Genomic DNA, 13,050 nt, shown 5'->3' with positions numbered 1-13,050 from the left:
GCACGACACAAGCACACGTACGATGCGCTCATGATCGATCGCATCGGACTCGGGTCGGACCGCACCAGTCGCTTGTTGTCGGGTTCCATCTGGAATGAGCTGACGCCGTTGGTAGCGGAGCACAAGCATCGCGTGTCAGCGGCCGTTGCGTACGTGGGTTCCAACGGAGACAAGGCGCTGCCGTTGGGAGGTGGTTCGAGCATTGTCGTCAACGCATCCACGAAGGCCGTTTCCGCTGGATCAACCGATCCGACCACGCTTCTGACATGGGTCAAGCGCGGCGTGACGGTGTACTCGCAATCGAAACTTCACGCGAAACTGCTTCTCATCAATCCGGAGAAGCACAATCCGTTCGTTGTGGTCGGATCCGGCAATGCATCAGGCGCTTCGATCGACGCGTGGTCGGAGGCCGCACTGATGACCGACAGCTCGGAGTCGATACAGGAGGCGCAGGATTACCTCGTTGGACTGAAGTCGAACGCCATGAAGATGACGTCAGCCATTCTCGAGGAACTGGTCGAGATCTACGGTTCGAACCGCTCGCCCGAGGCCGAGCCCAGCAAAACGGCAACTCCTTCTCGACCGGAAACGATCCCCAAGGAAACGGTTTATCAGCTATTCGCGTCTTTGATGTTTCAAGACGACTCGATATCAGCCAAAGCAGAACACACAGCCGCCATCCTCGCAGCAGAGCACAGCGCGTCAATAGACGAAGTCGTCGCTCCACGTGAAAAGTTCATTTATATCTTCTACGACGAACTTCTCGACGGCGAATCCCCGTCACTCTCGGAAGGACAGCACGTCGCGGCAGTCCTGCACGCCAAGAACAAACGGCCCACGGCGACGACTCCGGTATATCCGCCCGCGCGAGTCATTCACAGATTTGTCGACGACAAAGTCCGACCGCACCGTGCGTATTACTTTCTCCTTGGCCGCAACTCGTCGCATGAGCCTGTTCTGAAGGACCTCCGTGAAGCGCTGGACACGGTCAAAGTAAAGCTCGACCATCAGAACGGGTACGCACGCAAAAACGTTTTATCTGCGATTATCGGCCTGTGGCCGGATCTGACACATCTTCAGATCAAGTAGCCGTCCGGATGGGTAGGCGCCATGCGAACCGGGCTCAGAACACCCGACTCCAAACCGGGCGCCGCTTTCACGCTGGGCAATTTGTCACGGGATGGTGTGGGTGAGCAAGCATTCTCCGAGCAGCTCGAAGGAGTCCTCAACCCGATTGATCCGCTCCACCGCAGCCGCATTGACAATTCCTTCGTGCCACACCGAACAAGTGCGCCGGTTGATCCATCCCGAGGCAACGACCGTTATCTGGTCCTCGCACAGTCGCGCATACCGTCGCCAGTGCAGTCAGGGATCGAGATCGGTATCCGCTGCCATGATGTTGTCGTCGATCGCCGCACAGACCCCTCCAGGTCGCTCGCTTGACCCGAATGTCGCAGGTAGGCCGCTGAGCCGACGCCGATAGTCCACGCCGCCCCACACCAAAACCTGCCTGCATCTCGGGAGCACCGGCGAAGCCAACCCGGTGTTGATAGGGTCGCACAGCACCCGGCGACTACCCGTAGATGCCGGTTTCCAGAGTTCGAGGCGGTGGCGTGGCGTACGTGAACGACCGGTGGGTCGAGGTCTCCAAGTCGGCGTTCGCGCATGAAACAGCAGGTCTGGAGCTCCTCAAGGCTCTCCTCCCCCACTCGTCTCCTTATCGTGCGTGGACCAACTTCGAGTTCATGGACAACCACGGTCAATGGCATGAGATCGATGCCTTGGTGCTAGGTAGACGCCGTTTGCATCTGATCGAACTGAAGAGCTACACCGGTGTCCTCGCGGGCAACGAGAACTCCTGGATTCGAACCACTCTGGGTGGCAAGACACGGACCCAGAGGTCGCCGTTGCTCATCACTCGACGCAAAGCCCAGAGACTGGCGACACGCATCGAAGAGGAAGCCCGCAAGGTGGCCGTGGAGAACGGTCTCGACCCCGAGAAGGTACGCCGCGTCCTACCGTTCGTTCAAGAATCCGTGTTCTTGCACGGGTCACCCTTCACAACCGACCTTTCCGGTCTGGCCAAGTCCAGCCTGTTCGGACCCGATGGTGCAGAGAAGCAGACCGGGCTGCCGGGAATTTCGGACCGTCTCCTCGAGCCTCCGACGGACAGCAGGCGAGTCGACGAGGATCTCAGCGTCATCATTGCGCTGGCGTTGAAGAACCTGGGCATCTCTCGGCGCACCGAGAGAGACGCCGGTTCGTGGACCATTGCCGGCACACCGATCGCGAGTGGTGAGGACTGGCAGGAGTGGCCCGCAACGCAGAAGGTCACGCAAGAGCGTGGACGTGCGCGCATCGTGTCTCTGCGTCGAGGTACGCCGGCCAACGCCCGAGCCGCCGCGTACCGCAAGTTCGAGCGCGAATATTCACTGCTGAGCGCCCTGCGGCACGAGAGCATCGTGGCACCGCGAGACCTGGTTCAGGACGATGACGGCAACACGGTCATCGTCTATCCGGAGACCCCCGGTTACGAACCTTTGGATCTCGCGCTGACCACACGTTCGCTCACGGTCGAGCAGCAGTTGCGAATCCTGACATCGATCTCCGAGGCAGTGCGGTACGCGCACCGCAACTCAGTTGCCCATCGCGGTCTCGGGCCGTCGACGGTCCTGATCCACACCGAGAATCTCGACAAGGGCAAGATCAGCGTCCGGCTTGCGGACTGGTCATGGGCCGGTCGAGTGCACAGCGGTGACACCCGCACAGTCACAGTTCTCGGTACCTCGATCGCCACCGGGACAGCTCCCTCCGACGACGTTTATCAGGCGCCTGAGGATAGTTGGGCTGTCGACGGCGACCGCATGGCACTGGATCTGTTCTCGCTGGGCGCTCTTGCGTACTTCCTCCTCTCCGGCGGGCAACCACCGGCGAGGGACCGCGGCGCGCTGTTGGAGCGGTTACGACGTGAAGGTGGGCTCGACCTTGCTGCGTCCGGCGGACGGTTCGTCGACGAGCAGGTGCGATCTCTGGTTCTGCGGGCCACGCATCCGGCTGTGACCAAGCGGGTCGGGACCGATCCGAAGACCGGGCAGCCGAGCTTCGGCGCGCAAGAGTTCGCTTCCGAACTCGACTCGTTTCGTCACCGCCAGCTACCGGCCGCCGAGCACGAGGTGGATCCTCTCAATCCCACCCCGGGCGCAATTCTCAGCGGTCGATTCGAAGTCGTGAAGATCCTCGGTTCAGGCTCCACTGCGCGAGGGGTATTGGTCCGGGACCACGACAACGACGACGCGTTGCGAGTATTGAAGGTCGGTCTCGACGACAGCGCCGTCGAACGTCTGCGGGATGAAGCCGAAGTACTTGCCACCATCGCCACCCTGGTTCCCCCGGTGCCGGGGGTCGTCACCCTGATCGAGGGGCCCCTCGACCTGGCCGAGAATCGCGTCGCATTGTTGTTGAGCAACGGCGGCGATCAGTCACTCGCAGACCTGGTCCGCTACACCCCGCTGGGTGAGGCGCAGCTCAGGTCCTGGGGCACCGAACTGCTGAATACCGTGGTCGCGCTGGACGCAGCAGGCATCACCCATCGTGACATCAAGCCCGCGAACCTCGGGCTGAGACGCCCGGAAGGTAAATCCCGCGGGTCCGCGGTTCGGTTGGCCTTGTTCGACTTCTCCTTGTCCCGCGCATCCGTGGACCAGCTCGATGCCGGCACTCCTCCCTACCGCGATCCATTCCTGGGCTCAGGCCTGCGCACGGCCTTCGATTCGGCAGCCGAGCGTTATTCGGTAGGAGTCGTGCTCTTCGAGATGGCGACTGCCTCGACTCCCGAGTACGGCGACGGTCTGAGTGATCCCGGCGCCCTCCATGACGAAGTGACCGTGACCCCCGAGATGTTCACCGCCGGTGGTCTCGGTCGCGGTCGCGCGGACGCGCTGGTGGACTTCTTCCGAATCGCTTTGGCGAGGGATGCACGGTCGCGGTTCGAGACGTCCTCAGCTATGCGCGACGCCTGGACCGCGGTTTTCGCGGGCAGCGCCAAGCCCTCCGGACGCCCGGCACCTACTCCGCGTCCTGCACCAGGTGCTACTACCGACCGGGAATCCGAGTCGATCACCTCGCTACAGGCGTTGATGTCCGAGTTCGTCACGACCGCGGGTGTCAAGCCGGCAACAATCCGACGGCAGGTCGTGGAGCTCGTCCTGGGATCACATGCTCGTGCGCCGGAGGACCCTTTCGTCACCTACCAGGAGTTGGCGACGCTTGCCGGAGTCACGTCCGGCCGTATTGCGCAGATCTTCGGTGACTTCGCGAGTGCCTGGACCAAGAACGCGGCGTTGACAGCGACTGTCGAGAATCTTCTCGGCCGCCTCTCGGTCGTCCTGGAGTCGAGTGGTGGCGCATCCACACCGGACTTGCTCGCGCGCGAGTTGATTCGCGACCTCGCACCGGATGGGCTCGATCGGCCGGAACGTGTCAGCCTCGGCCTGGTTCGGCTGCTACTCGCGTCACAGGCACCGGCTTCGCCGGCCGATGACGGAGTCGATCACACCCTGCATATGATCCGACGCAGAGAATCGCGATCGGTAGCGATGATAGCCACCGCGGAGGTTTCCCGGCGTCTGCCTGCGGTCTTGGCTGCGGAGGCCGAGCGGCTCGTGACCGAGGCGTCCTCACAGGGGAGTCATGTCGTGACTTCCCGAGATGCCGAGGCGTCGTTCCGCGCGGCGGCAGCCGCTGTCCTCGATGTGGCGCCGTCCGACGTCGAGATTCCTGGGCATGTCCTGGTCCGCATTGCCACCACAGGATCCGCCGTTGTCGCTTTGTCCGCGCGTGACGAGCTGCACTCACGAATGCTGCGGCCGGACGATTCGTTGGCAATGCTTCTTCGTGGATTGTCGACGTCGGATTCGTTCGATCGTTCGGAACTCGAGTCACGCCTCACCGCTCGGTTCCCGGCGTTGTCGAATACGGTGCCTCGCCGTCCGGGGTTGGACGCACTCATCGGCCGGCTGGTACCTGACATGTTCTGGGACGAGACCGCGCGACGGTATGTGTTCACGCAGGCTCCCGACCCCGCATCCCACGTTCCCACGAGACACACGATGACCGCCCCTGTCACGCACCGTGCAGCGGATGCGAGTGAACTCGACGCCGCATTGCGAGCGAGCATCGACGAACGCACGTTCCGTGCGCTCGGTGTGCCCCTGGGATCGAGCGATCAGGTCGCGGCGGCGCTCGTAACGAAGTACGGCGCACTCCACCTCGACGTAACCGAGCTACTTCTGACGCACCTACGCCACAAAGCCGACACAGCCGGAATTCCCTGGGCCGACATCCTGGCAGCAGATGCCGGTGCGGCCGGTGACAGGAGCAATTTGAGAGGTTTCGTGGCCGACGCCCTTCCTGTGTTGGTCGACTCCGTGAACAACGCGGGATGTCCCGTCGTACTGACGGACTTGTCGACGTTGGCCGCGTACGGACAGCTAGGAATCCTCCACAAATGGGCTGACCTGTCGTCTCCGCCGGCACACGCACTCTGGGCGCTGATTCCCCAGCGCCAGGAGTCAGGAGGGCTTCCCGGTTCCGTGGTCGACGGGGCGCCCTTGGCGTTGAACAGCCCGGAGCAGTTCGTACCCGTAGGACCCGGCGACGTCTCCGCCCTACTGAACCACAAGCCCGCACAGCGGGACGACCTGATCGAGGAGTATTCCTGATGGCGTTGGCCACCACAGCCGGACCACAGTTGACGGCGGCCCTGAAGCCCCAACTGGTGATGCTCGTCGACGATATTCGCGCGCGTATCGATGCCAACCCGGATGAACTCTCGCGGTGGCAGGCAACTCACGCCGAGGCACTCGCCGATAAGCGCACCGCTGCATCGTGGACGGACTGGTCGGAGGACCAGATCACCCAAGCCTCTGTCGGTTGGCTACTGACGTCGGTGTTCGTCCGATTCTGCGAAGACAACCTGCTGCTGGGGCAGAACGCCGTGTGGATCGCCGGCCCCAATCGCGGCCTGCGCCAACGCGCCGAAGATGCCGAGAACGACTTCTACCGCCAGAACCAGACACTGTCGTATCGCGAATGGTTGGAAACCTCGTTCGGAGCACTCCGCGAGTGCGCCGCAACCCGGGCCTTGGTGGACGACCATGCCGCGCTGAACATCGCATCCCCCAGTTCCGATGCGGTGCAGGCCCTACTGGCGTTCTGGCGTCGAACTACCGATGACGGGGAACTGGACTGGAGCTTCACCGACTCCACCTTGTCGACGCGTTTCCTGGGTGATCTTTACCAGGACCTATCCGATTTCGCGAAGAAGAAGTACGCGCTTCTGCAGACGCCGGAGTTCGTGGAGGAGTTCATCCTCGACCGAACCCTGGAGCCGGCATTCAAGGATCGCCCGCTCGACGGGTTCAGACTTATCGATCCCACCTGCGGCAGTGGCCATTTCCTCCTCGGAGCCTTCGCCCGACTGGTGGAGCGTTGGCATCAGGCATCGCCGGGTATGGAGCTCCGCTCGAGAGTCGATCACGCCTTAGCATCCGTCTATGGGGTAGATCTCAACCCGTTCGCAGTAGCCATCGCCAAGTTCAGGTTGATCGTCGCAGCTCTCCAAGCGTGCGGAGAGACATCGCTGCTCGATGCCCCAAAGTTCACGCTGAATCTTGCGGCCGGGGACTCGCTCCTCCACGCCCCCGAGAAGGACGGCACCGACGCGTTCGACTTCGACGATCGGCGCGTAGACAAGAATGCGATTGCATCGGGGTTCAGCTACAGCACAGAGGATGCAGCGACCCTGAGAAAGTTCCTCACGCCGGGTTCCTACGACGTGGTTGTGGGTAATCCGCCCTACATCGTCGTGAGCGACAAGGCCTTGAACGCCCGGTATCGTGAGCTGTACTCGTACTGCAAAGGCAAGTATGCCTTGACGGTTCCGTTCATGGAATTGTTCTTCAAGTTGGCACGAACCGGAGAAAGAGCGGGGTGGACCGGACAGATCACCTCGAATTCGTTCATGAAACGCGAATTCGGTGTACCGCTGATCGAAGATTTCCTATCCAACAAGGATTTGGAATTGATCGCGGATACCTCAGGCGCCTACATCCCAGGACATGGAACGCCGACCGTGATAATTGTAGGCCGGAACCGTGGGAAGCGACGCGACACAGTTCGGGCCGTTCTCGGGATTCAGGGCGAACCCGAAGCACCGAAACATCCCTCGCAGGGCCTGGTGTGGAGCACCATTGTCAAGAACATCGATAGCGCTGGCTATGAGGATCAGTGGATCTCGATCACAGATTTGCCACGTCAATCAATCGCCGAACACCCATGGAGCTTGACCGGAGGCGGGGCGAGCGAGATTCTATCTCAGGTCGTGTCGGGCAGCATAACGACTTTGGGTGCAACGGTCGACGCGATTGGTCGGACAACGCACACAGGTTTAGATGACGCATTTTACATACCTCTCTCGTCCGCAACGACCAGGTCTTTCGCCTCAGACACAGCCCCGCTAGTCCTGGGAGAGGACATCCGGGACTATTCCTTGTCACCGAATTTGTCCTCACTTCTTCCGTATGACGATCAAGGCGAACCACGACCGTTATCCGATAATGCAATGCGCATTCTCTGGCTCAATAGAACGGCATTAAGTCGACGTGTTGATTTCGAGCAGACGCTGAAACAGAGAGGGTTGCGATGGTTTGACCACTCGATGTTTTTCAAGAAGCGCTATCGTACCCCATTGTCTATTGCCTTCGCGTTCGTCGCCACCCACAACCATTTCGTGCTGGACCGCGGCGGTAAAGTGTTCAAGCAGTCGGCGCCAGTGATCAAGCTGCCGAAGGACGCAACGGAGGACGACCACCTCCGACTGCTAGGCACACTGAGCAGCTCCACAGCCTGCTTCTGGCTCAAGCAGAACAGCTATCCGAAGGGAGGGGATCCGATTGGCCAGGAGGGTGCACGCGTAAGCAGCGCGGGTTGGAGTGACCGATACGAGTTCACCGGTACAACACTGGCTGACTTCCCGCTTACGCCGCAGTCGCCGCTCGGCCGCACCAGATTGATCGACCAGCTCGCGCGGGACCTAGCTGAGCACGAACCTGCCCACGCTCTCACACAAGGTGCGACCAAATCAGTGATCGAATCTGCTCGCGTCGAGCACGCACGCTTGCGCGCCCGCATGATCGCCGAGCAGGAAGAGCTCGACTGGGAGGTATACCGCCACTACGGGCTGATCAGTGACAATCTCACCGTCCCCGTAGCCACCACGCCGGAGATCAAGACCGGTCAGCGCGCCTTCGAGATCGTCCTCGCTTGCAGGGTGGCTGCGGGCGAGCTCGATACTTCCTGGTTCTCGCGACACGGCTCGACGCCGATCACCGAGGTCCCCTCCCACTGGCCGGACGCGTACAGGCAGGTCGTCGAAACTCGCATTGCGGCAATCGAATCGAACAAGTTCGTACGTCTACTCGAAAGGCCCGAGTACAAGCGGCGTTGGACTGGCGATTCGTGGGACACGAAACTCCAGGAAGCGCTGAAGAACTGGCTGTTGGACAAGCTGGAGGATCGGTCACTGTGGTTCGCTGAACAGGGAACCCCTCTGCCACGTTCAGTCGGCGAGTTAGCCGGCCGAGTCGAGACCGACCCGGAGTTCATCGAGGCACTCGACCTGTGGGCCGGCCAAAAGGACGCACCTGTCACGGCGACACTGGTCACCCTCCTTGCCGATCAGACTGTCCCTTACCTTGCTGCCCTCCGATACAAGGACTCGGGACTGCGTAAGCGCGCGGAGTGGGAACGTGTCTGGGATCTGCAGCGTCAAGAGGATGCTGGATTCGTGTCCACCGATGAAATTCCGGTCCCGCCTAAATACACGGGCTCGGATTTTGTCAAACAGTCCTACTGGTCGCATCGCGGCAAGCTCGACGTTCCGAAGGAGCGTTTCATCCTCTACCCGGACGTGGGTCGTGACACTGATCCGACTCCCCTGCTTGGCTGGGCGGGGTGGGACCACGCACAACAGGGCATCGCCCTGGCCACCATCTACTCGCTTCGAGAATCCGAGGGCGTCGACCTCGGCCGCTTGATACCTCTGGTGGCTGGGATTTCCGAGCTGTTGCCTTGGGTGCGCCAATGGCACTCGGGTGTCGATCCCGCGTTCGGCCTTGATTTGTTTGAGTACCTCACGGCTCAACTTCGCGAGAAGTCCGCTGCCGTCGGTGTCGCGATCGACGACCTGAAACACTGGCGACCAGTCCCCAAGGCTCGTGGCCGTCAGGCTTCATCACGAAAGGTGGCCCCGCAATGAGCCAGACTGGATCATTGCCATCATCTGCCCGCACGTTGCGCAGCACTTTTGCCATCCCCGAAACACACGGGACGGACGACTACGTTCTCCGACTGTCGGATTCGGTCGAAACTGATCGAGTCGCCTCGACCATCGACAACTACGTTGTCACTCCAGCGCTGGTCGATGCCTTCGACAAGGCCCTGTCCGTCATCGACGAGGCAGTGAGAACCCGCGAGAACAAGGCTGCGTACCTCGAAGGATCTTTCGGTTCCGGTAAGTCCCACTTCATGGCTGTCCTGCATGCCGTCTTGGGTCGCGCTCCGGAAGCACTCGCAATCCCCGAGCTCCAGCCGGTAATTGCGAAGCACTCGTCACTCGAGAACGCGACGATTCTCAGGCTCACGTTCCACTTCTTGGACGCCGACACCATCGAGTCAGCGCTGTTCGACCAGTACCTGCGTCAGATCGCCGCCCTTCATCCGGACACGCTTCCCCCGGTTCTTCACTCGGCCGGCGGATTGTTCACGGACGCCGACAATAGGCGTCGCGAAGTCGGCGATGACGCGTTCTTCTCCACCCTCAGTGCCGCGGCACCGCAGAGCACCGGTTCGATCAACTGGGGCGCCCTCGGGCAGGGCACCGGCACCTGGAATGCCGAGACCTATACCGCGGCAACCGCTCCGGACGCCGATCTCGCCACCAGAGCGCGACTGCAACAGGCACTCATCGCCACCTACTTCACCAGCTACTCGCGCAACACCGACTGGCTACCGCTCGAGGACGGACTCGCGGTCATCGCCGATCACGCGAAGTCGCTGGGATACGACGCTGTAGTGCTGATGCTCGACGAGCTGGTTCTGTGGCTCACGTTCATGGTGAGCGCACGGGAACGGTTCAACGGCGAAGTGCAGAAGATCACCAAACTGGTGGAAACCAGCCGAGGCCGTCTGGCGGTGCCGATCACCTCGTTCATCGCCCGGCAGCACGACCTGAGCCGCTGGCTCTCCACCGGAGCTGAATCGGGCGCCACCCAGCAGGCGCTGGAGCAAGCCTTCGCTCATCAGGCGGGGCGCTTCGGCACCGTTGTCCTGGGTGACGAGAACCTTCCCTTCATCGCGAACAGGCGGCTCTTGCAGCCACGCAGCTCTGATGCGGCCGCTGACCTCGCCACAGCGTTCTCGCGACTGACCCGAGACAACAAGGTGTGGGACGTACTTCTCGATGGCATCAACACCGACGATCAGCACCGCGGATCCGACTCCGACGCATTCAAACTGACGTACCCGTTCTCACCGGCGTTGCTCGACACACTGCGGACTCTGTCAGGTCAGATGCAACGTGAACGCACTGCACTGAAAGTCATGCAGCAGATTCTCTCGGACAAGGCCGACGAGCTGACCATCGACAACGTCATCCCCGTCGGCGACGCCTTCGACTACATCATCGACAGTGCCAACGCCACACCGATCAATGATGCTGCAGCACAGACGTTCAAGACCGCCCGTACGCTGTGGACCGAGAAACTACGCCCACTTCTCTTCCGAAACGCCGGTGTCGCCGACACGGTGGCGGATCGAGACGTTCCCGCAGGACTCAAGGCCGATATTCGTGTAGCGAAGACGCTGCTCATGTCCGCTGTCGCACCCAGCGTTCCGGCTCTCAAACAGATCGATGCATCGAGATTGGCCTCGCTGAACCATGGAAGCGTCGTCAGCCTGATCCCTGGGGATCAGGTCGGTCAAATCACCAACAAGGTCAAGCAGTGGGCAGCCGATATTCCCGAGCTGTCCGTCACCAACGATGCGAACCCGATCATCTCGGTCACACTCGAATCGGTGGATTATGAGCGCATCATCTCGCGAGCACAGGCAGAGGACACCGACGGCCGTCGGCGAGAACTGATGCGCGAGATCCTGGCCGACCAGCTAGGTGTCGCCGGCGCACCCCTCACCGTGGACAACGCCCTGCTACGGAACGTGACGTGGAGGGCGACGCAACGACAGGTCGAGATCGTATTCGGCAACGTCCGTGACCACGGGTACCTGCCTGACGTGGCGTTCCGTCCCTCCGTCGAGGGTGCCCTCCGAGTGGTCGTCGACCTGCCGTTCGACGATGCCGGGCACACCACCGCCGAAGATCACGACCGTGTCGATCAACTCAGCCGAACCAGTCAGAATCGGTTCACCGTGGTGTGGTTGCCCAGTTTCTTCCCCGAGAAGGTCACCCGTCAGCTCGGCAGGCTGGTAATTCTCAACTACGTTCTCGCCGGGGATCGGTGGGCCAGCTACGCGAACGAGCTGTCCGAAGCCGACCGAGCCGCGGCACGGTCGATCCTGCAGCAGCAGCAGGCCCAGTTACGGGGTCAGCTCGGGAACGCTGTGCAGATCGCCTACGGCGTTGCCGCCGGGGCCTCCTTCCCCGAGGGCCAACCCCCGCTGCGATCGCTGCACGCCGGATTCGCAGTACAGCCACCTATCGGGAATACGCTGGCGGAAGCGACCAATCGGTTGCTGCGCGACGCTTTCGACGCTCTCTATCCCGACCATCCGGACTTCACTCCGGCGGACAAGACCATCACCCGCGGTGAGCTGAACCTCGTATTGAAGCGCCTGCGTGAGGCGCAATCTCAGATCGACGGTCGCATTCCACTAGATCGATCAGAACGCGACACCACACGCCGCATCGTCGAGCCGATCGAGCTCGCGCGCACCAGTGAGACGCATCTACTCTTCGGCTCGGAGCATTTCGCGTCCTGGCGCAGCAGGATCACGCAGGAGCTGTCGCGAGTGTCTGTCGATCCGAACGAGGACGTGCCGATCGAGGTCCTACGCAGCGCCATCGCACCGGAGGGCAACCGCCGCGGTCTGACCGATGACATGGTCGACCTCATCGCGGGCGCGTGGGCAGCGCAGAGCAAACGGTCGTGGTACCTACACGGCTCTCCGATCGACGAGCCTGCAGTCGGCGAATTCCGACGCGGGACAGCAGCCAGGCTCGAGCCGCTGCCCGATCCCCATGTATGGCAAGCAGCGTGTCGACGGTGGAACACGCTTGTGGGCCGGCCAGTGAACGAGTACCTCACCGCCACCAATGTGGCGGTCTTCGCGCGTGAAGTCCGCGACACAGCTGCTGCGGGCAGATCCGACCGCTCACGCCTGGTGGACGCGCTACGTGCCGCATACGAGGCCCTGGGTCTTCCGGACTTCGGGAACAGACTCACCCTGGCGGCGGAGCTCGTGGACTTGCTCGACGTCCGCATTCCCCACCTCGACACCATCGCACTCGTGACGGCGCTGGCCGAGAGAACTCTCACCGGCACCGATATCGAAGCAGGCAAATCATTTTCCACCGCGCCGGCCCTGTCGTCAGCGCTCGGACAGTTCTCACTCGACAAGCTGAGAGTGCTGCAGAACGCTCGAGCGGTGGACGACGATCGTGGTCGACGTGCGGGCATGATCGTCGACTCGTTGTCCGCGACCATGCTCGCGCATGAGTTGGTCAGGCCGTTGGCTCCAGCGTTGGAGAGCTGTATCCGTGACCGCGACCGGTGGTTGGAGGACGGCATCACCACGCCGCCGAACCCGCCGATCGACCCACCGGAGCCGCGTCCTAACCCACGACCGGCTGCAGCCGAGTCCTTCACGATCGACGGAGACGCCGGATATTCGAAGTTGGAATCACGTTTGCGGCAGTTGCTCGCAGAGAACCCCGGCACGACGTTCTCGGTAACCATCTCGCAGCTCGGTGGATGA

4 protein-coding genes are annotated in these 13,050 nt (G+C 61.8%); all 4 read left to right on the top strand.

The features are described from left to right. The first annotated feature begins 30 nt into the window (after positions 1 to 30). Positions 31 to 1,089, top strand: coding sequence for a hypothetical protein (locus tag OHB23_RS09020; protein WP_328811369.1), 1,059 nt, complete (start codon positions 31 to 33; stop codon positions 1,087 to 1,089). A gap of 494 nt (positions 1,090 to 1,583) precedes the next feature. Continuing rightward, the gene (locus OHB23_RS09015) at positions 1,584 to 5,720 is read left to right on the top strand and encodes a protein kinase domain-containing protein (protein ID WP_328811368.1); all 4,137 of its coding nucleotides are present in this window, start codon (positions 1,584 to 1,586) and stop codon (positions 5,718 to 5,720) included. Then, on the top strand, positions 5,720 to 9,316 hold the full coding sequence (gene pglX / locus OHB23_RS09010) for a BREX-2 system adenine-specific DNA-methyltransferase PglX (RefSeq protein WP_328811367.1): 3,597 nt from the start codon (positions 5,720 to 5,722) through the stop codon (positions 9,314 to 9,316). Before OHB23_RS09015 ends, pglX begins: the two co-directional genes overlap by 1 nt. Beyond that, complete coding sequence (locus OHB23_RS09005) at positions 9,313 to 13,050, top strand: DUF6079 family protein (protein WP_328811366.1); 3,738 nt, start codon at positions 9,313 to 9,315, stop codon at positions 13,048 to 13,050. The genes pglX and OHB23_RS09005 overlap by 4 nt, the downstream gene beginning before the upstream one ends.

Origin of the sequence: Rhodococcus sp. NBC_00294 (assembly GCF_036163995.1) — a bacterium.
Taxonomy (GTDB): Bacteria; Actinomycetota; Actinomycetes; order Mycobacteriales; family Mycobacteriaceae; genus Rhodococcoides.
The sequence above is the reverse complement of the archived record's forward strand: the minus strand, read 5'-3'. Positions and strand labels throughout refer to the sequence as shown.

Coding starts and splice junctions, on each gene's coding strand:
- OHB23_RS09020 (WP_328811369.1), top strand. CDS start 31: ATGATCGATCGCATCGGACTCGGGTCGGACCGCACCAGTCGCTTGTTG.
- OHB23_RS09005 (WP_328811366.1), top strand. CDS start 9,313: ATGAGCCAGACTGGATCATTGCCATCATCTGCCCGCACGTTGCGCAGC.
- pglX (WP_328811367.1), top strand. CDS start 5,720: ATGGCGTTGGCCACCACAGCCGGACCACAGTTGACGGCGGCCCTGAAG.
- OHB23_RS09015 (WP_328811368.1), top strand. CDS start 1,584: ATGCCGGTTTCCAGAGTTCGAGGCGGTGGCGTGGCGTACGTGAACGAC.